Origin of the sequence: Mycobacterium sp. pV006 (assembly GCF_041287115.1) — a bacterium.
Classification (GTDB): domain Bacteria; phylum Actinomycetota; class Actinomycetes; order Mycobacteriales; family Mycobacteriaceae; genus Mycobacterium.
This window is the reverse complement of record NZ_JBGGKT010000002.1, coordinates 218232-237940: the sequence shown is the minus strand read 5'-3', so window position 1 is coordinate 237940 and position 19709 is coordinate 218232. Positions and strand designations below refer to the sequence as shown.

The 19709-nt window shown below is 66.4% G+C and carries 18 protein-coding genes and 2 tRNA genes; 11 read left to right on the top strand and 9 right to left on the bottom strand.

The genetic code is table 11. The annotated features are described in order from the left end of the window. Positions 1-59: 59 nt before the first annotated feature. Genes ACAG25_RS04410 through rpmH form a run of 8 tightly spaced genes read right to left on the bottom strand, consistent with a single transcriptional unit; the run spans position 60 to position 5304 of the window. Positions 60-1049, bottom strand: coding sequence for a ParB/RepB/Spo0J family partition protein (locus ACAG25_RS04410; protein ID WP_370487079.1), 990 nt, complete (start codon positions 1047-1049; stop codon positions 60-62). Positions 1050-1092: 43 nt separating this feature from the next. Next, positions 1093-2028 (bottom strand): ParA family protein, encoded by a 936-nt coding sequence (locus tag ACAG25_RS04405; RefSeq protein ID WP_370487078.1) that lies wholly within the window; start codon positions 2026-2028, stop codon positions 1093-1095. Then, positions 2025-2705, bottom strand: a complete 681-nt coding sequence (rsmG, locus tag ACAG25_RS04400) for a 16S rRNA (guanine(527)-N(7))-methyltransferase RsmG (RefSeq protein ID WP_370487077.1) — start codon at positions 2703-2705, stop codon at positions 2025-2027. The genes ACAG25_RS04405 and rsmG overlap by 4 nt, the downstream gene beginning before the upstream one ends. Positions 2706-2752: 47 nt before the next feature. Then, positions 2753-3298 (bottom strand): protein jag, encoded by a 546-nt coding sequence (locus ACAG25_RS04395; RefSeq protein WP_370487076.1) that lies wholly within the window; start codon positions 3296-3298, stop codon positions 2753-2755. Between the two features lie 35 nt (positions 3299-3333). Then, positions 3334-4491, bottom strand: coding sequence for a membrane protein insertase YidC (gene yidC / locus ACAG25_RS04390; protein WP_370487075.1), 1158 nt, complete (start codon positions 4489-4491; stop codon positions 3334-3336). Continuing rightward, positions 4442-4783, bottom strand: a complete 342-nt coding sequence (yidD, locus tag ACAG25_RS04385; RefSeq protein ID WP_370487074.1) for a membrane protein insertion efficiency factor YidD — start codon at positions 4781-4783, stop codon at positions 4442-4444. Before yidD ends, yidC begins: the two co-directional genes overlap by 50 nt. Beyond that, complete coding sequence (gene rnpA, locus ACAG25_RS04380) at positions 4780-5139, bottom strand: ribonuclease P protein component (RefSeq protein ID WP_370487073.1); 360 nt, start codon at positions 5137-5139, stop codon at positions 4780-4782. Before rnpA ends, yidD begins: the two co-directional genes overlap by 4 nt. A 21-nt stretch (positions 5140-5160) precedes the next feature. Then, the gene (gene rpmH / locus ACAG25_RS04375; protein WP_014818477.1) at positions 5161-5304 is read right to left on the bottom strand and encodes a 50S ribosomal protein L34; all 144 of its coding nucleotides are present in this window, start codon (positions 5302-5304) and stop codon (positions 5161-5163) included. Between the two features lie 612 nt (positions 5305-5916). Between rpmH and dnaA the strand changes: the two genes are divergently transcribed. The 11 genes from dnaA to ACAG25_RS04320 all read left to right on the top strand — a co-directional run bounded on the left by dnaA (position 5917) and on the right by ACAG25_RS04320 (position 19325). Beyond that, positions 5917-7407, top strand: a complete 1491-nt coding sequence (dnaA, locus tag ACAG25_RS04370) for a chromosomal replication initiator protein DnaA (protein WP_370487072.1) — start codon at positions 5917-5919, stop codon at positions 7405-7407. 556 nt (positions 7408-7963) lie between these two features. After that, the gene (gene dnaN / locus ACAG25_RS04365; RefSeq protein ID WP_370487071.1) at positions 7964-9163 is read left to right on the top strand and encodes a DNA polymerase III subunit beta; all 1200 of its coding nucleotides are present in this window, start codon (positions 7964-7966) and stop codon (positions 9161-9163) included. 31 nt (positions 9164-9194) lie between these two features. Beyond that, positions 9195-10088 (top strand): phosphogluconate dehydrogenase (NAD(+)-dependent, decarboxylating), encoded by an 894-nt coding sequence (gene gnd / locus ACAG25_RS04360; protein ID WP_370487070.1) that lies wholly within the window; start codon positions 9195-9197, stop codon positions 10086-10088. Between the two features lie 12 nt (positions 10089-10100). After that, positions 10101-11261, top strand: coding sequence for a DNA replication/repair protein RecF (gene recF / locus ACAG25_RS04355; RefSeq protein WP_370487069.1), 1161 nt, complete (start codon positions 10101-10103; stop codon positions 11259-11261). Next, on the top strand, positions 11258-11821 hold the full coding sequence (locus ACAG25_RS04350) for a DUF721 family protein (protein WP_370487068.1): 564 nt from the start codon (positions 11258-11260) through the stop codon (positions 11819-11821). Before recF ends, ACAG25_RS04350 begins: the two co-directional genes overlap by 4 nt. Positions 11822-12034: 213 nt before the next feature. Then, positions 12035-14065, top strand: coding sequence for a DNA topoisomerase (ATP-hydrolyzing) subunit B (gyrB, locus tag ACAG25_RS04345; RefSeq protein WP_370487395.1), 2031 nt, complete (start codon positions 12035-12037; stop codon positions 14063-14065). Between the two features lie 44 nt (positions 14066-14109). Then, positions 14110-16635 (top strand): DNA gyrase subunit A, encoded by a 2526-nt coding sequence (gene gyrA, locus ACAG25_RS04340; protein ID WP_370487067.1) that lies wholly within the window; start codon positions 14110-14112, stop codon positions 16633-16635. Beyond that, positions 16636-17628: a DUF3566 domain-containing protein gene (locus ACAG25_RS04335; RefSeq protein WP_370487066.1), complete on the top strand. Its 993-nt coding sequence runs from the start codon at positions 16636-16638 to the stop codon at positions 17626-17628. A 61-nt stretch (positions 17629-17689) separates the two neighbouring features. After that, a tRNA-Ile gene (locus ACAG25_RS04330) sits at positions 17690-17763 on the top strand. Positions 17764-17885: 122 nt separating this feature from the next. Beyond that, a tRNA-Ala gene (locus ACAG25_RS04325) sits at positions 17886-17958 on the top strand. A 170-nt stretch (positions 17959-18128) separates the two neighbouring features. Continuing rightward, positions 18129-19325, top strand: a complete 1197-nt coding sequence (locus tag ACAG25_RS04320) for a Fic family protein (protein ID WP_370487065.1) — start codon at positions 18129-18131, stop codon at positions 19323-19325. Between the two features lie 23 nt (positions 19326-19348). On the opposite strand, the gene ACAG25_RS04315 is transcribed toward ACAG25_RS04320, so the two are convergent. Next, entirely contained in the window at positions 19349-19666 is a 318-nt protein-coding gene (locus ACAG25_RS04315) for a hypothetical protein (RefSeq protein WP_370487064.1), read from the bottom strand. Between the last annotated feature and the right edge of the window lie 43 nt (positions 19667-19709).

The following is a 19709-nucleotide window of genomic DNA, read 5'->3' as shown; positions in this document are numbered from 1 at the left end:
GAGCGCCCACCCGGACACCGGTTTCGTGTCACAGTGACGTAATTCGCCCGGGTGATCGGTCACGGCTTCGACGCGTTCATCAACTCGACAATGCGTTGCAGATCGTCCACCGAACCGAATTCGACCACGATCTTGCCTTTGCGCTTGCCCAAGCTGACGGTCACGCGGGTGTCGAACGCGGTCGAGAGCTGCTCGGCGACATCCTGCAGGCCCGGCATCTGGATCGGCTTACGGCGCGGGGCGGGCGGGGTGCTTCCGCCGTCCCGGTTGGCCAGCGTCACCGCTTCCTCGGTCGCGCGGACGGACAACCCTTCGGCCACGATCCGCGCCGCGAGCTCCTCCTGGGCCTCCGGACCGGCTTCGAGCGCCAGCAGGGCCCGAGCATGGCCGGCGGACAGGACGCCGGCGGCCACCCGCCGCTGCACCGCGATCGGGAGCCGCAGCAGCCGGATCATGTTGGTGATGACGGGCCGCGACCGGCCGATCCGTGACGCGAGTTCGTCGTGGGTGACCCCGAACTCGTCGAGCAGCTGCTGATACGCCGCGGCCTCTTCGAGCGGGTTCAGTTGCACCCGGTGGATGTTCTCCAGCAGCGCGTCGCGCAGCATGCTGTCGTCGGCTGTCTCGCGCACGATCGCCGGGATGGTCGCCACCCCGGCCTCCTGCGAGGCCCGCCACCGACGCTCCCCCATCACCAGTTGATAGCGCGGGGTCTGGTCGGGTCCCGGCGGGAGCGCACGCACCACGATGGGCTGCATCAGCCCGAACTCCTTGATGGAGTGCACGAGCTCCGACAGCGCCTCCTCGTCGAACACCTGGCGCGGCTGCCGCGGATTCGGCTCGATCTGCGACGGCGGGATCTCGCGGTACACCGCACCGGCGGGGTTCTCGGCCGCCGGCATCGGGCCACCGCCGAGCACGACGTCCGCGGCGGCGTCGCCCATCCGGGGACCGGTGGTCGCCCGCTCGCCATCCTCCGGCGGTCCGGTGGGGATCAGCGAAGCCAGGCCACGTCCGAGACCGCTCCGCTTGCGCGCCGGATTGTTCATCGATCCCCTCTTCTCTTCACACTCACGGTGCACTCGGCCGACTTCACCGCGCGGCCTCTGCGGCGCCTCGTGCCGCCAACTCCCGGCTCGCGTCGAGATAGCTCATGGCGCCGCGCGATCCCGGGTCGTAGTCGATGATGGTCATCCCGTATCCCGGTGCCTCGGACACCTTGACGCTCCGCGGGATGACCGTGCGCAACACCTTGTCGCCGAAGTGGTCCCGGACGTCGGAGGCGACCTGATCGGCCAGCTTCGTCCGGCCGTCGTACATCGTCAGCACCACCGTGGTGACGTCCAACTGCGGGTTCAGGTGGGCCTTGACCATCTCGATGTTGCGCAGCAACTGGCCCACACCTTCGAGGGCGTAGTACTCACACTGGATCGGGATCAGCACCTCGGGCGCTGCGACCAGAGCGTTGATGGTGAGTAACCCGAGCGAGGGTGGGCAGTCGATGAAGACGTAGTCGAAGTCGTAGTTCTTCAACTCGCTCAGCGCGTTCCGCAACCGCCCCTCCCGGGCGACCATGCTCACGAGTTCGATCTCGGCGCCGGCGAGGTCGATGGTCGCCGGGACGCAGTACAGCCGCTCGTTGTGCGGACTGCGTTGCAGTGCCTCTTCGAGGGGGATCTCGCCGATCAACACCTCGTAGGACGACGGGGTCCCGGGCCGGTGTTCGATGCCGAGTGCGGTGCTCGCGTTGCCCTGCGGGTCCAGATCGATCACCAACGTGTTGGCGCCCTGCAGCGCCAGCGCCGCGGCGATGTTGACGGCGGTCGTGGTCTTCCCGACCCCGCCCTTCTGGTTGGCGATCGTGAACACCCGTTGCCGTTGGGGCTTCGGCAGACCGCTGCGCGTCGCCGCGTGCAGGACGCGCACCGCTCGTTCCGCTTCCGCGCCGATCGGGGTGTCGACCTCCTGCACCGTCCACGTTTCACGTGAAACATCGGGCGCTTCCGCGTCGCCGGGACCTGAGTTCACCCGCGTCTCCTTCCCGGCTGCCGTGGCGCCGACTTCTTCACCAATGACCCTATGACGACTGTCGCCGGTGGGTCGACGTAATCCGCACCGCAGACCGCGACGCGGACTCCGTCGAAGCCGGCGGCCGTCAGCGCACGTCGATGCTCACCGATCTCTTCGGCCGCCCGCTCCCCCTTCATCGCCACCATCCTGCCTCCGGTCCGCAGCAGCGGCGCGCTCCAAGCCGCGATCTTGTCGAGCGATGCCACCGCTCGTGACACGACCGCGTCCATCTCCCCTGCCGCGTCGCGCACTGACGGGTCCTCCGCGCGGCCACGCACCACCGTGCAATCCACACCGAGCAGCGCCACGGCTTCGCGGAGGAAGTCGCTGCGGCGTAGCAGCGGCTCGATCAAGGTCACCGCGACATCGGGGCGCGCGAGTGCCAGCGGTATCCCGGGCAGGCCGGCGCCGCTGCCGATGTCGGCGACGTGCTCTCCCGGGGTGAACAATTCGCCGAGCACCGCACTGTTGAGGATGTGCCGTTCCCAGAGCCGGTCCACCTCCCGGGGACCGAGCAGACCGCGTTCGACGCCGGCCCCCGCGAGGATTTCCGCGTACTGCACCGCAACGTCGGCACGGTCGCCAAACACGTCGTGCACCGCCTCCGGCGGCTGGGGCACGTCCGCACGTTTCACGTGAAACATCCTCCCTCGCGCCGGCCAGAACTACATTTATGTAACTCTCAGTCGATCAGCACGACCACGCGGCGCGACGGCTCCACACCCTCGCTCTCGCTGTGCACACCGTCGACAGCCGCCACCGCATCGTGCACGATCTTGCGCTCGAACGGGGTCATCGGAGCGAGCTCCTCACGCTCCCCCGTCTCCAGCACGCGGCGAGCAACCTTCTGCCCGAGTGCGGCCAGCTCGTCGCGCCGACGCTTGCGCCACTGCGCGATGTCCAGCATCAGCCGGCTGCGTTCGCCGGTCTTCTGATGCACCGCCAGCCGGGTCAGCTCCTGCAGCGCGTCGAGCACCTCACCCTTACGCCCCACGAGCTTGTTCAGATCGGTCCCGCCGTCGATGCTGACGACAGCGCGGTCGCCCTCCACATCCAGGTCGATGTCACCGTCGAAGTCCAGCAGATCCAACAGCTCTTCGAGATAGTCGCCGGCGATCTCGCCTTCGGCGACCAAGCGCTCCTCCAGATCGTCACCGGTGCTCGTCGACTCACCCTCGGCGTCGACCCGCTCGTCCTCGTTACGTTCTGTGGTCTCGGTGTCGGTCATGTCTACCTCTTTCTCGTCCGCGGCCCGGCCGCGTGTCAACGCTTCTTCTTCTTCTTCGTGCCGGCGCCGGGTTTGGGCGTGCGGTTCACCGCAGTCTTCGCCGCCGCAGACCCCGGGGCCTTCTGCGCGTTGTTTCCGGTCTTGGGTGCCGGGGGCTCGGCCGAACCCGCCGCCGGCTTCTCCCCGTCCTCGGTGCTCGCATCCGGTGCCTGAGTGGTCTCCGCACTCGCCGCGCTCTTCTTCTTCCGCGCGGGCTTGGAACCCGGGGCCGGCGCATTGGCGGCCCGGCGCTCCAGCGCTTCCTGCTTCTTGAGTTCTTCTTCCTTCTCGATCTTGCCGAACACGTAGTGCTGCTGACCGAAGGTCCAGATGTTGTTGGCGAGCCAGTACATGATCACCGCGAGCGGCAGGAACGGACCACCGACGACGACGCCCAGCGGGAAGACGTACAGCGCGAGCTTGTTCATCATCGCGGTCTGCGGGTTGGCGGCCGCCTCCGGACTCTGCCGGGCCACCGAGGCACGGCTGTTGAAGTACGTCGCGATGCCGGCCAGGATCATGATCGGCAAACCGACACCGATCACGGCCGCACGGTTGAATTCGGTGAACGCGTCCAGACCCGTGGTCTGGATCATGGTGGCGCTCAACGGCGCACCGAACAGGTTGGCGTCGAGGAAGTTCGCGACGTCGGTCGGGCTGAAGACATAGTTGCCGGTGGCCCGGTTCTGCTCGACCGTGAGCTGGACCTGACCGAAGCCGCCCTGGGTCCGGTTGAACGAACGCAGTACGTGGAACAGACCGAGGAACACCGGCACCTGCGCGAGCATCGGCAGACAGCCGAGGATCGGGTTGAACCCGTGCTCCTTCTGCAGCTTCTGCATCTCCAGCGCCATGCGCTGGCGGTCCTTGCCGTACTTCTTCTGCAGCGCCTTGATCTGCGGCTGCAGTTCCTGCATCTGCCGCGTGGTGCGGATCTGCTTCACGAAGGGCTTGTAGAGGATCGCGCGCAGCGTGAACACCAGGAACATCACCGACAGGGCCCAGGCGAAGAAGTTCGACGGGCCCAGCAGGAAGGCGAACGCCTTGTACCAGACCCACATGATCGCCGACACCGGGTAGTAGATGATGTCGAGGCTGAAGAAGTTAAACACTGCGTTGACTCTTCCCTTGAGATACCGGGCGGTTCCGGTCATCGGCATGGTCTTGGGGTCTGCCGCAACCACATTCGGCCATTGCGTCACTGTGACTGCGGCCGGGATGGCGGTCCGGGATCGGGTCCCACCCTCCTGCGTGCCACGGCCCGCACTTGAGCAGGCGCACGGTGGCCAACCAGCCCCCGCGCCACAGGCCGAATTCGGTGAACGCGTCGACGGCGTACTGACTACAGGTCGGCATGAACCGACACGTGGGCAGCCGCAGCGGGGAGATCGTGTGGCGGTAGAGCTGAATCAGAAAGATGATGGCGCGGACTGGCCGGGCGGTCACGTCGCGGCTCCCTGCCGCTGCCGGATGCGACGCAGCGCGGTGCGCAGTTGCTGTTCCAGGCGCGGCGACACTGCGTCGCGGCTGCCGGGCAGTGCCCTGATAACGACCCGATCGGCGGGGTCAAGTTCGGGCAGGACGGAACGGGCCACGTGGCGCAGGCGCCGGGACACCCGGTGTCGCTGCACCGCGTTACCCACTGCTTTGGAGACGACCAGGCCGATTCTCGGTCCGGGAACACCGGAGGCATCGGAACGCAACGTGTAGACGACGAGGTCGGGCTGTGCTGCCCGCACTCCCCGACCTACTGTGGCTCCGAATTCGGCCGACCGCGTCATCCGGTGTTGCGCCGGAAGCACCGCGTCAGACCTCGGACCGGGTCACGCAGTCAGTGAACGACGGCCCTTGCGGCGACGATCGGACACGATCGCGCGGCCGGCACGGGTGCGCATCCGCAACCGGAACCCATGCACGCGCGCGCGGCGGCGGTTGTTGGGCTGGAAGGTTCGCTTGCCCTTGGCCACGACAGTCACTCCTTGCTGAGTCTGGCCCCCGCGCGACCGCCCGCCGACTCTCGTGGCACACGTTCACGCGATCGGCCGTTGTTAAGCTCGTCCGTCTCGCATTGTTAGCCGGCGCGGTCCCCCGAGGACCGGGTCGCAGCCGTATCGCCACGTACGGGCGACTGTTCGAGGGTACTGACGAGTTTTCCCTGGGTCAAACCTGCTCGACCGGCCTCCATCACGGCCCTCCGACCGTCCGCAGCTGCCCATCCCGCCTGATCAGAATCATCACAGATGTCACTGGTGTCACGTTCGTCAGGACCTCTTGGCACAGACCACAATCCGTCTCCGGACAATGTTGCCGAACTGTTGGCACCCGGAGAGAAAACTGTTAGCTTCTGGCAGAGCCGATTCCGAATGGAGCGGCGACAGACAAACGAAGCGAGGACATGCGACGCCGTCGCGAGCCCACTGAATGCGCCTGATCCGTGAGAAGCTCCGACCCGCGGTGTTCCCGCCGATAGACGACCGAGCGACGACGATGTCCCATCCACAGGTTGTGGATAACTTTGTGGACAGTTCGTCTTCGTTCAATTGGCCGTTCTCGGACGGCCGGCGAGGGGGTGCTTGTCGATGACGGCTGACCCCGACCCCCCTTTCGTTTCCATTTGGAACAACGTGGTCGCCGAACTCAACGGTTCGGGCAGCCCGTCCGGTGGAGCGTTGACCCCGCAGCAGCGTGCCTGGCTCAAGCTCGTGCAGCCGCTGGTCATCACTGAGGGCTTCGCCCTGTTGTCGGTGCCGACGCCGTTCGTCCAGAACGAGATCGAACGTCATCTGCGTGAGCCGATCATCGCCGCGTTGAGTCGCCAGCTCGGTCAGCGGGTGGAACTGGGGGTTCGCATCGACGACCCGCCGGCCGCGCCGTCGGCTGAGGACACTCAGAACGGTTTCCCGGTCACCGATACCGACACTGCGGATCCGGCCGAAGACCTCGTCGACGACGATCTCGCCGCGCGCGCCAGCGCCGAGGCGAACTGGCCGAGCTACCTGTCGAACCGCACCAAGAGCACCGACGACGACGATCCGACCGCGATCAATCTCAACCGGCGCTACACCTTCGACACGTTCGTCATCGGTGCCTCCAACCGGTTCGCCCACGCCGCGTCGCTGGCCATCGCCGAAGCACCTGCCCGTGCCTACAACCCGCTGTTCATCTGGGGTGAGTCCGGGCTGGGCAAGACGCACCTGCTCCATGCCGCCGGTAACTATGCGCAGCGGCTGTTTCCGGGAATGCGGGTGAAGTACGTCTCCACCGAGGAATTCACCAACGACTTCATCAACTCGCTGCGCGACGACCGCCGGGCATCGTTCAAGCGGACCTACCGCGACATCGACGTGCTTCTGGTCGACGACATCCAGTTCATCGAGGGCAAGGACGGAATCCAGGAGGAGTTCTTCCACACCTTCAATACGCTGCACAACGCGAACAAGCAGATCGTCATCTCCTCCGATCGGCCGCCCAAGCAGCTCGCCACCCTCGAAGACCGGCTGCGGACGCGCTTCGAGTGGGGCCTGATCACCGACGTCCAGCCGCCCGAGCTCGAGACGCGCATCGCGATCCTGCGCAAGAAGGCGCAGATGGACAACCTCGACGTCCCCGACGACGTCCTCGAACTGATCGCCAGCCGGATCGAACGCAACATTCGCGAACTCGAGGGCGCCCTGATCCGGGTCACGGCGTTCGCGTCGCTGAACAAGACGTTGATCGACAAGTCGTTGGCCGAGATCGTGCTCCGCGACCTGATCTCCGATCCGTCGACCATGCAGATCAGCACCGCGGCGATCATGGCGGCCACCGCCGAGTACTTCGAGACCAGCGTCGACGAGCTGCGCGGACCGGGCAAGACCCGAGCGTTGGCTCAGGCCCGGCAGATCGCGATGTATCTGTGCCGGGAGCTCACCGACCTGTCGCTGCCCAAGATCGGTCAGGCGTTCGGCCGCGACCACACCACAGTCATGTACGCGGAGAAGAAGATTCGCGCCGAGATGGCCGAACGACGTGAGATCTTCGATCACGTCAAAGAACTGACGACCCGCATCCGTCAGCGCGCCAAGCGCTGACCCCCTCTTCCCTTTCGCGCTGCCTCGTCGCGGCGTGTCGCGTGCCGTGCTGCCCGGCGCGTCGCCCGAACGACACAAAAACTCTGGCCACCCCAGTCACAGCCGCCACAGCGCTGCCTGTGCACGGTCTGTGGACAACCTGCCGATGAATCACCGAAGTTTGTGATCCCTCGTCCACAACCGCACGGCCGTCCCCATCCCCGGCACAACGATGCCGAGGATCTCCCCAGCCCGCTCACACCGGCGCGATGCGGCTGGCCTGCACAAAGCACCGGTTATCCCCAGATTCCACAATGCCTATTACTGATACTGAGTTCTCTCTCTAGATTTTCTTCAGAAGAAGGCTGTTGGGGAGAAACGATTCACCGGCCCCGGTGTGCCGGGGTGTCGTGCGTCCCGGTCGGAGCACCCGTTTGGCTTTCAGATTGGAGCCCGACGATCTACGGTGGTTCATCGACAGCCGTTCCGGTCGTCATGACACGCCGGATGCGGCGTGCCCGGCGACCCGGGACATCGCTGCACCAGGCTTATCGGGGTGTTTCATCGAAGGGACGCTATGGACGTGGCGACGACAACTGCAGGTCTGACCGATCTGAAATTTCGGCTGACCCGCGAGGACTTCGCCGATGCAGTCGCCTGGGTGGCCCGCAACCTGCCCTCCCGCCCAACGGTGCCCGTGCTGGCCGGCGTGCTGCTCACCGGGTCCGACGAGGGCCTGACGATCTCCGGATTCGACTACGAGGTCTCGGCCGAGGTGCAGATTCCTGCCGAAATCGCCTCTCCGGGAAGCGTTTTGGTGTCCGGCCGGTTGCTCTCTGACATTGTGCGATCGCTGCCGGCCAAGCCGGTCGACGTCAGCGTGGAAGGCACACGGGTGGCCCTGAGCTGCGGCAGCGCCAGGTTCTCGCTGCCGACGATGGCCGTCGAGGACTATCCCACGCTGCCCACGCTGCCCGACGAGACCGGTGTGGTGTCGGCGGACCTGTTCGCCGAGGCCATCGGTCAGGTCGCCGTCGCCGCCGGCCGCGATGACACGTTGCCGATGCTCACGGGTATCCGCGTCGAGATCGCCGGGGAGAAAGTCGTTCTCGCCGCCACCGACCGTTTCCGTCTGGCCGTGCGTGAACTGACCTGGTCGACATCGACGCCCGGCGTGGAGGCTGCGGTGCTGGTACCTGCCAAAACCCTGGCCGAGGCCGCGCGCGCCGGCACCGACGGCTCCGAAGTCCACCTCGCGCTCGGTGCCGGTCCCAGCGTGGGCAAGGAGGGACTGCTCGGGATCCGGAGCAAGGGCAAACGCTCCACCACTCGGCTGCTCGACGCCGAATTCCCGAAGTTCCGCCAGCTGCTGCCCACCGAGCACACCGCCGTGGCCACTGTCGGTGTCGCTGAGCTGACCGAGGCCATCAAGCGTGTGGCGCTGGTCGCCGACCGCGGGGCCCAGGTCCGCATGGAATTCTCCGAGGACACCCTGCATCTGTCGGCCGGTGCCGATGACGTCGGCCGCGCCGAGGAGGATCTGCAGGTGCAGTTCAGCGGCGAACCGCTGACGATCGCGTTCAACCCGACCTACCTCACCGACGGGCTGGGCTCGCTGCACTCCGAGCGGGTCACCTTCGGGTTCACCACGCCGAGCCGTCCCGCGGTGCTGCGTCCGGCCGGTGCGGACGACGCGGAGGTCAGCGGCAGCGGACCGTACCCGGCCGCGCAGACCGAATATGTATATCTGTTGATGCCGGTCCGCCTCCCCGGCTGACCGACGCGACCGCGAACAGGAGGCGCAGACGGTGCAGGTAGGTCTGGTCGGCCTGGGCAAAATGGGATTCAACATGCGGTCTCGGTTGCGCGACGCCGGACACGACGTCGTCGGGTTCGACCCGCGACCCGAGGTCTCCGACGTGTCGTCGCTGGCCAACCTGGCCGCCGCGCTGACCGCACCGCGGGTGGTGTGGGTGATGGTGCCCTCCGGAACGGTCACCCACCAGACCATCGTGGAGCTTGCGGAGATCCTCGAGGACGGCGATCTGGTGATCGACGGCGGGAACTCCCGCTACACCGAGGACGAACCGCACGCGAAACTGTTGGCGGACAACGGGATCGCGTTCATCGATGCCGGCGTGTCCGGTGGTGTGTGGGGCCTGACCGAGGGATACGGCCTGATGGTCGGCGGCAGCGATGACGACGTCGCGCGCGCCATGCCGATCTTCGACGCGCTGCGCCCGGCTGGTCCCGTCGCGGACGGGTTCGTCCACGTGGGAGCGGTGGGTGCCGGGCATTTCGCGAAGATGGTGCACAACGGCGTCGAATACGCGCTGATGACCGCGTATGCGGAGGGGTACGAGATGCTCGCCGCCGAGGATCTCGTGCGTGACCCGCAGGCCGTCTACCAGGCGTGGACCAACGGCACCGTGGTGCGGTCCTGGCTGCAACAACTGTTGGCCAAGGCGCTGCGTGAGGACCCGGGCCTGGCGCAGATCAGCGGCTACACCGAGGACTCCGGTGAGGGCCGGTGGACGGTGGAAGAAGCCATCCGTCTCCGGGTTCCGGTGCCGAGCATCGCTGCCGCACTGTTCGCCAGATTCCTGTCACGCCAAGACGATTCGCCGACCATGAAAGCCGTCGCCGCGTTGCGCAACCAGTTCGGTGGGCACGCGGTGCAGCGGATCAGTGAGTCGGGATGACGGAGTGACGCGGTGTATGTTCGCCGGCTCACGCTGACCGATTTCCGCTCCTGGCCGCGTCTGGAGTTGGAGCTCGACCCCGGCCGCACCGTGTTCGTCGGGCCCAACGGGTACGGTAAGACGAACATCGTTGAAGCACTGTGGTATTCGTCGACCCTGTCCTCGCATCGGGTGGCCACCGACGCACCGCTGATCCGCGCCGGTGCCGATCGCGCGATCGTGTCCACGATCGTGGTCAACGACGGTCGGGAACTGGCCGTGGACGTCGACATCACCGCCGGCCGTGCCAACAAGGCACGGCTGAACCGTTCGCCGGTGCGGTCGGCCCGGGAGATCCTCGGGGTGTTGCGCGCGGTGTTGTTCGCCCCCGAGGACCTCGCGCTGGTGCGTGGCGACCCAGGTGAGCGGCGCCGCTTCCTCGACGAACTGGCCACGACGCGTCGGCCCCGAATCGCCGGTGTGCGAGCTGATTACGACAAGGTGGTGCGGCAACGCACCGCACTGCTCAAGACCGCCTCGGCGGCCCGGTTCAAAGGGGATCGTTCGGCGCTGCAGACCCTCGACGTGTGGGACGGGCATCTGGCCGCCCACGGTGCCGAGCTGATCGCCGCGCGCATTGCACTGGTCAATGCGCTCGCACCCGAAGTGGAGAAGGCTTACCAATTGTTGGCCCCGGCGTCGCGGGCCGCGGGCATCCGCTACCGCAGCGGCGTCGATCGCGTCGAGAGTGAGGCGGCGGCGGGCACGGTCGACCCGGCGGTGTTCCAGGAAGCGCTGCTCGACGAGCTCGGCCGCCGGCGCGACGCCGAACTCGAGCGCGGTGTGTGTCTTGTCGGACCGCACCGCGACGATCTGGAGTTACGGCTCGGGGATCAGATCGCCAAGGGGTTCGCCAGCCATGGGGAATCATGGTCGATGGCGCTGGCGCTGCGGCTGGCGTCCTACGAACTGCTCCGGACCGAGGGAGGTGACCCGGTGTTGCTGCTCGACGATGTGTTCGCCGAACTCGACAGCGCGCGGCGTCGGGCGCTGGCCCAGGTGGCCGCGTCGGCCGAGCAGGTATTGGTCACTGCGGCCGTCGACGACGACATCCCCGTCGACTGGGATGCCCGGCGCGTTCGGATCGACATGACCGACAGCGACTCCGGCCGGATCTCCGAGGTGCGCTCATGACTGACGGCGACGAGGACGACCGCATGGGTCCGCCCGCACACCTGGCCGGGTTGAAGGGCATGGACCTGGTGCGCCGCACGTTGGAGGAGGCCCGCGGCGCCGCGCGTGTGCAGGGCAAGGAGGTCGGTCGCGGCCGCCCCTCCCCCGCCCCGCGTCGCAAGCCGGGCGCCGGACGGCGCCGATGGTCCGGGCCGGGACCCGACGCCCGGGATCCACAAACACTTGGGGCGGCCACCAGTGATTTGGCGCGTACCCGCGGCTGGTCGGCCAAAGTCGCCGAGGGCGCGGTGTTCGGCCGGTGGCGCGCCGTGGTCGGCGACCAGATCGCCGACCACGCGGTACCGAAGTCTCTGCACGAGGGCGTCTTGACCGTCACTGCGGAGTCCACGGCCTGGGCCACCCAGCTGCGGATGGTGCAGGCGCAGCTGTTGGCCAAGATCGCCGCGGCGGTCGGGGACAACGTCGTCACCACCCTGAAGATCGTCGGCCCGGTGGGCCCGTCGTGGCGGAAGGGCCCCTACAGCGTGCGGGGCCGTGGACCGCGTGACACCTACGGCTGAGACCTATACCTGAGAGTCGCCAGGATGGTCCCGAAACCCATCCACGCCGTCAAGACCTATCCCGATGCGAAAAAATCGCCGCACGGCGCGTTTAGGTGTGAGGAAACGCGTCCGCAGAGTGGGTCCTGACGTCCTTACCCGGTAGACTGGACGCAGATGTCCGCGCGCGGTATGTCGCCGCTCGCCTGCGAACCCCAAGGAGACGCGTCCAACGTGGCTGCCCAGAAGAAGAACGCTCCCAGCGAGTATGGCGCCGATGCCATCAAGGTGCTCGAAGGTCTGGAAGCGGTCCGTAAACGTCCGGGCATGTACATCGGTTCCACCGGCGAACGGGGCCTGCACCACCTGATCTGGGAGGTCGTCGACAACGCCGTCGACGAGGCGATGGCGGGCTATGCGACCAAGGTCGACGTGCGGCTCCTGGAGAACGGCGGAGTGCAGGTCACCGACGACGGCCGCGGAATTCCGGTCGAGCTGCACAAGACGCAGAAGATCCCGACCGTCGACGTCGTGATGACGGTGTTGCACGCCGGCGGCAAGTTCGAAGAGGGCGCCTACCAGGTCTCCGGTGGCCTGCACGGTGTGGGCGTCTCGGTGGTCAACGCCTTGTCGAGCCGGCTCGAAGCCGACATCCGCAGGGACGGCTACCAGTGGTTCCAGACCTACGAGCACTCCAAGCCGGGCACCTTGCGCAAGGGCGAGCCGACCAAGGAGACCGGGACGACCATCCGGTTCTGGGCCGACCCGAACATCTTCGAGACCACCACCTACGACTTCGAGACCATCGCCCGCCGGCTGCAGGAGATGGCATTCCTGAACAAGGGCCTGACGATCGAGCTCACCGACGAACGCGTCACGCCCGACGAGGTCGTCGACGACGTGGTCAGCGACCAAGCCGAAGCACCCAAGACCGCCGATCAGAAGGCCGCCGAGGCTGCGTCCCCGGTCAAGGTCAAGCACCGGGTGTTCCACTATCCCGGCGGCCTGGTGGATTTCGTCAAGCACATCAACCGCACCAAGAACCCGATCCAGCCCAGCATCATCGACTTCGAGGGCAAGGGCACCGGCCACGAGATCGAGGTCGCGATGCAATGGAACGCCGGCTATTCGGAATCGGTACACACCTTCGCCAACACCATCAACACCCACGAGGGCGGCACGCACGAAGAGGGTTTCCGCGCAGCACTGACCACGGTGGTCAACAAGTACGCCAAGGACAAGAAGCTGCTCAAGGACAAGGATCCCAACCTCACCGGTGACGACATCCGCGAGGGTCTGGCCGCGGTGATCTCGGTGAAGGTGTCCCAGCCCCAGTTCGAGGGTCAGACCAAGACCAAACTCGGCAACACCGAGGTCAAGTCGTTCGTGCAGAAGATCTGCAACGAACAGCTCACCCACTGGTTCGAGGCCAACCCGTCCGAAGCGAAAACCGTTGTGAACAAAGCGGTGTCGTCCGCACAGGCGCGTCTGGCGGCGCGCAAGGCGCGAGAGTTGGTGCGGCGCAAGAGCGCCACCGACATCGGTGGGCTACCAGGCAAGCTGGCCGACTGCCGATCGACCGACCCGACCAAGTCGGAACTGTATGTGGTGGAGGGTGATTCGGCCGGCGGCTCGGCCAAGAGCGGTCGCGACTCGATGTTCCAGGCGATCCTTCCGTTGCGCGGCAAGATCATCAACGTGGAGAAGGCACGCATCGACCGTGTGCTGAAGAACACCGAGGTCCAGGCGATCATCACCGCACTGGGCACCGGCATCCACGACGAGTTCGACATCTCCAAGCTGCGCTACCACAAGATTGTGCTGATGGCCGACGCCGACGTCGACGGCCAGCACATCTCGACGCTGCTGCTGACCCTGCTGTTCCGGTTCATGAAGCCGCTGATCGAGAACGGGCACGTGTTCCTGGCGCAGCCGCCGCTGTACAAGCTCAAATGGCAACGCAGCGAACCGGAATTCGCCTACTCCGACCGGGAACGCGACGGACTGCTCGAGGCCGGTAAGAAGGCCGGCAAGAAGATCAACATGGACGACGGTATCCAGCGGTACAAGGGTCTGGGCGAGATGGACGCCAAGGAACTGTGGGAGACCACGATGGATCCGTCGGTGCGGGTGCTGCGCCAGGTCACCCTCGACGACGCGGCCGCCGCCGACGAACTGTTCTCCATCCTGATGGGCGAGGACGTCGAAGCGCGCCGCAGCTTCATCACCCGAAACGCCAAGGACGTTCGCTTCCTGGATGTCTGACGACTTCCAGCGCCCCGCCGATTCACGCATAGGAACGGAATTCCATGACTGACACGACGTTGCCGCCCGGCGACGAAGCCGGCGACCGCATCGAACCGGTCGACATCCAGCAGGAGATGCAGCGCAGCTACATCGATTACGCGATGAGCGTGATCGTGGGCCGCGCGCTGCCGGAGGTGCGCGACGGTCTCAAGCCGGTGCACCGCCGCGTGCTCTACGCGATGTTCGACTCCGGTTTCCGGCCCGACCGCAGCCACGCCAAATCGGCGCGCTCCGTGGCCGAGACGATGGGCAACTACCACCCGCACGGCGATGCGTCGATCTACGACACCCTGGTGCGGATGGCGCAGCCCTGGTCGCTGCGCTATCCGCTGGTCGACGGGCAGGGCAACTTCGGCTCGCCGGGCAACGATCCGCCGGCCGCGATGCGGTACACCGAGGCGCGGCTGACTCCTCTGGCCATGGAGATGCTGCGCGAGATCGACGAGGAGACAGTCGATTTCATCCCGAACTACGACGGCCGGGTGCAGGAGCCGACGGTTCTGCCGAGCCGGTTCCCGAACCTGCTGGCCAACGGTTCGGGCGGCATCGCGGTGGGCATGGCGACCAACATCCCGCCGCACAACCTCCGCGAACTCGCCGACGCGGTGTACTGGTGTCTGGAGAATCACGACGCCGACGAGGAAGCCACCCTGACCGCCTGCTGCGAGCGGGTCAAGGGACCTGACTTCCCCACCCACGGCCTGATCGTCGGATCCCAGGGGATCGAGGACACCTACAAGACCGGCCGGGGCTCGGTCCGGATGCGCGGTGTCGTCGAGATCGAAGAGGATTCCCGCGGGCGCACCTCGTTGGTGATCACCGAGTTGCCGTACCAGGTCAACCACGACAACTTCATCACCTCGATCGCCGAGCAGGTCCGCGACGGAAAGCTCGCCGGCATCTCCAACATCGAGGACCAGTCCAGCGACCGCGTGGGTCTGCGCATCGTCGTGGAGATCAAACGCGACGCCGTGGCCAAGGTGGTGCTCAACAACCTCTACAAGCACACCCAGCTGCAGACCAGCTTCGGCGCCAACATGCTGGCGATCGTCGACGGGGTGCCGCGGACGTTGCGGCTGGACCAGTTCATTCGCCACTACGTCAACCATCAGCTCGATGTGATCGTCCGCCGCACCACCTACCGGCTGCGGAAAGCCAACGAGCGGGCCCACATCCTGCGCGGTCTGGTCAAGGCGCTCGACGCACTCGACGAGGTCATCGCGTTGATCCGCTCGTCGGCCAACGCCGACGTGGCCCGCAGCGGGTTGATGGACCTGCTCGACGTCGACGAGATCCAGGCCCAGGCGATCCTGGACATGCAGCTACGGCGCCTGGCCGCCCTCGAACGGCAGCGCATCATCGACGATCTGGCCAAGATCGAAGCCGAGATCGCCGACCTCGAGGACATCCTGGCCAAGCCGGAGCGGCAGCGGGCCATCGTCCGCGACGAGCTCGCCGAGATCGTCGACAAGTACGGCGACGACCGTCGCACCCGGATCATCCCGGCCGACGGTGACGTGGCCGACGAGGATCTGATCGCACGCGAGGACGTCGTGGTCACGATCACCGAGACCGGGTACGCCAAGCGCACCAAGACCGACCTCTATCGCAGCCAGAAGCGTGGCGGTAAGGGTGTCCAGGGCGCCGGGCTCAAGCAGGACGACATCGTCAACCACTTCTTCGTCTGCTCGACCCACGACTGGATCCTGTTCTTCACCACGCAGGGCCGGGTGTACCGGGCGAAGGCCTACGACCTGCCCGAAGCGTCGCGCACCGCGCGCGGTCAGCACGTGGCCAACCTGCTGGCCTTCCAGCCCAACGAGCGCATCGCCCAGGTGATCCAGCTCAAGACCTACGAGGACGCGCCGTATCTGGTGCTGGCCACCCGCAACGGGTTGGTCAAGAAGTCGCGGCTGGTGGACTTCGACTCCAACCGCTCGGGTGGCATCGTCGCGGTGAATCTGCGCGAAGGCGACGAGCTGGTCGGGGCGGTGTTGTGCTCGGCGGAGGACGATCTGCTGCTGGTGTCGGCCAACGGGCAGTCGATCCGGTTCTCGGCCACCGACGAGGCGCTGCGTCCGATGGGCCGCGCGACGTCCGGTGTGCAGGGCATGCGGTTCAACGCCGACGATGCGCTGTTGTCGCTCAACGTGGTTCGGCCGGACACGTATCTGTTGGTGGCCACCTCCGGTGGTTACGCCAAACGCACCGCGATCGACGAGTATCCGGTGCAGGGCCGCGGCGGCAAGGGTGTGCTGACGATCCAGTTCGACAAGCGGCGCGGCACCCTCGTCGGGGCGCTGATCGTCGACGACGAGACCGAGCTGTACGCGATCACCTCCGGGGGCGGTGTCATCCGCACCGCAGCGCGGCAGGTCCGCAAGGCGGGCCGGCAGACCAAGGGGGTTCGCTTGATGAACCTCGGCGAGGGCGACACACTGATCGCAATCGCGCGCAACGCTGAAGCCGGCGACAGCACCGACGAGGTCAACACCGATGTCGACGCGACGGACAACGAGGAGTCGTAGGTGAGCGCACCGAACGAGCCGGGCCACCCGCGTACGGGTGACGCATCCAGCGGGGGCAACGGCTCACCAGCGTCGGCCGCACCGGGTCAGGAAGGCAGTGACGTCCCGCCGTGGCAGCGGGGCCCGGCCAACCGGGCCCGGCAGCACAGCGCGGAGGGAGCCGAGCCCCGGCAGGGCAACACTCCGTCGGGTCTGGACGCCCGGCTGAACCGGTTCATGGCGGGCGGCGCAGCCGAGCCCGAGTCGGGTTCTCGTTCGGCCGACCGAACCGAGACGATCCGCCCCGAGCAGGTGCGGCCCGAGGCCGGGCCACGTCCCGAAGCCGGGCCGCGTCCCGAAGCGCCGCACCGGCCAGAAGGTCCCAGCCGGCCCGACAACGGCGGCCGTCCCGAGAGCGCCGGCCGTCCCGAGAGCTCCGGTCGGCCCGACAGCCCCGGTCGGCCCGAGAGTGCCGGTCGGCCCGAGCCCCTGGCCAGCGAGATCCCCGATCTGTCCGGGGTGCCGCCCCGTTCGACGCAGCAGCGCAGGCCTGCCGAGCGCCCCGCACCCGAGCAGCGTCCGCGACCGACATCGCCGCGGCCGGCCACCCCCACCCGTGGTGTGGAGGTGGGCTCACGCCAGCACCGCGGTCCGGTGCGCGCCAGCATGCAGATCCGGCGCATCGACCCGTGGAGCACGCTGAAGGTGTCGCTGCTGTTGTCGGTGGCGCTGTTCTTCGTGTGGATGATCGCGGTCGCGTTCCTGTACCTGGTGCTCGGCGGTATGGGTGTGTGGTCGAAGCTCAACAGCAACGTCGGGGATCTGCTGACCAGTGCCAGCGGCAGCGCCGGCGGCGAGCTGGTGTCCAGCGGCACGGTCTTCGGCGGTGCGGCGCTGATCGGGCTGGTCAACATCGTGTTGTTGACGGCGGCGGCGACGATCGGGGCGTTCATCTACAACCTCACGACCGACCTGGTCGGGGGCGTGGAGGTCACCCTCGCCGACCGGGACTGAGCACGGTTTGGGAGACCGGTTGCCGGTGAGGTAATCTCGGCGCTCGGCCGTGCGGTTTGACGGGGCTATAGCTCAGGCGGTTAGAGCGCTTCGCTGATAACGAAGAGGTCGGAGGTTCGAGTCCTCCTAGCCCCACGGAAAGGTGCCACATCGATGAGGACGGTGCTGCTGTTCGCGGCCGCAGTGGCTGTCGCCGGACTTCTGGTGTGGCGCAGTCAGCACGGTGCCGAGGTCTGGCACACCGCCTGACTCCTCCGGGGGCCTTAGCTCAGTTGGTAGAGCGCTGCCTTTGCAAGGCAGATGTCAGGAGTTCGAATCTCCTAGGCTCCACAACCAGGAACAAGCAGGTCAGACCCGTACGGGCTGGCCTGTTCTGCTATCAGGCGACGTCGGTGCCCCACGCCCCTTCTCCCCCGCTTCTTCAGAGGAAGCTTGAGATCATCACCGGACTTTTCAAGGTTAATCAGTTAACCTTGAAATTACGCCGTTGATTCTCAAGGTTGGGCGTCGCTGAAGCGGGTGTTGTGGACGTAGAAAAGCTGCGTGGCAGTCCGGTGGGGAAACTGACCCCGATCTCGGGCCATGACCCTCGGTTCAAGGAGCATTACGAGTACGTCGCATTCGTACCAGATCCGCTGCCGTCCGAGTTTCCGCTCGACGCCGCGACGTACAACGCCGTCATCGACGCCACCGCAGCTATGGCGCGGGCGGACCAGGCAGCGTCTTCACTGCCCAACCCTGTGCTGCTCGCCCGTCCAGCCACACGCCGAGAAGCGGTGAGCACCTCCGCCCTGGAGGGCACCTACGCGGCGCTGTCCGATGTCTTCGAAGCGGACTTTCTTGACGCCGACGAGTTGACCGGCTCAGTGAGTGAGGTGCGCAACTACGTGAACGCCGCCGAGCGCGCTTACGAATTGATAGCTCAGGGACAGCCCATCTCGATACGGATGCTGGAAGACCTCCAACAGGAGTTGTTGCGCGGCACGCCCAGCGACGGGCCACACGCCGGAAGCGTTCGGACGACACAGGTATTCATCGGTGTCGGCAACCGGCGTGTGACTGAGGCGAGGTTCGTTCCTCCCCCGGCCGACTACCGACTCAGGGACGGCCTCGATGCCTGGCAGACCTGGATACGGGACACCAGTAACCCGATCCCCACGATCGTTCGCTTGGCCGCAGCCCACTACCAGTTCGAGACGCTCCACCCTTTTCACGACGGTAACGGCAGGCTCGGCAGGCTGGTGATGGCTCTTCAGCTGATAGTCGCCGGAGACCTGCGACATCCGGTCTTGAACATTTCCCCGTGGCTCGAGCAGCACAGAACGGAGTACCAGGACGGACTGCTGCGTGTATCTCAGACGGGAGAATGGAACCCGTGGGTTCGCTTGATAGCAACGGCCATTCATGCCGAGGCGCTCGAGGTCATGGCGCGAGTGGACAAGCTGCTGGAACTCCGGGAGGGCTTCCAGCTGAAGCTGCACGGATCGAAGGGCGTCGCTCGTCGCATCGCAGACGACTTGATCGGCTATCCCATGATCACGACGTCACTGGCGGCGAAGCTTCACGGGGTGTCGTACCAAGCCGCCAATACCGCCGTCTCCAAACTGGTCGAACTGGGGATTCTGAGGCAGCGGACGAAGGGCCGTTACGACCGAATCTTCCAAAGTGACGAGGTGCTGGCGGCACTCGAATACTGACCGCCAAGGCTCCACGGTCCTTTTCAGTCCGCCGCCGTATCGATGAACGAGTGGATCTCGCCGATGCCGGGTCCGGGTCCCGACGGGTCCTTCCAGGACTGCAGCGTCGTCGTCACCGCCCCCTGCAACACGCGCAGGTAGTCCGGGACATCGGTTCCCGACAACGGGCCCAACCGGCGGGCGACCTCGGGCATCAGCGGTTCCAGAGCCGTCGCGGTGCTCGTGCCGTTACCGGTCGCGGGTGCTTGGGCCAGCAGGGTGACGACGCGCTCCAGATCGGAGCGACCCAGCCTGGGGTACGCAGCGGCCAGATCCTCTTTGACGTCGTCCTTGATGCTCATGTGCTGCCTCTCGTTCGCGAACCTCTCGAGGGGCAGCGATACC

What these genes read in the sequence shown, in the direction of transcription:
- ACAG25_RS04410 (WP_370487079.1), bottom strand. Translation starts at nt 1,049, where the DNA reads ATGAACAATCCGGCGCGCAAGCGGAGCGGTCTCGGACGTGGCCTGGCT.
- ACAG25_RS04395 (WP_370487076.1), bottom strand. Translation starts at nt 3,298, where the DNA reads ATGACCGACACCGAGACCACAGAACGTAACGAGGACGAGCGGGTCGAC.
- yidC (WP_370487075.1), bottom strand. Translation starts at nt 4,491, where the DNA reads ATGACCGGAACCGCCCGGTATCTCAAGGGAAGAGTCAACGCAGTGTTT.
- dnaA (WP_370487072.1), top strand. Translation starts at nt 5,917, where the DNA reads ATGACGGCTGACCCCGACCCCCCTTTCGTTTCCATTTGGAACAACGTG.
- dnaN (WP_370487071.1), top strand. Translation starts at nt 7,964, where the DNA reads ATGGACGTGGCGACGACAACTGCAGGTCTGACCGATCTGAAATTTCGG.
- ACAG25_RS04350 (WP_370487068.1), top strand. Translation starts at nt 11,258, where the DNA reads ATGACTGACGGCGACGAGGACGACCGCATGGGTCCGCCCGCACACCTG.
- gyrA (WP_370487067.1), top strand. Translation starts at nt 14,110, where the DNA reads ATGACTGACACGACGTTGCCGCCCGGCGACGAAGCCGGCGACCGCATC.
- ACAG25_RS04315 (WP_370487064.1), bottom strand. Translation starts at nt 19,666, where the DNA reads ATGAGCATCAAGGACGACGTCAAAGAGGATCTGGCCGCTGCGTACCCC.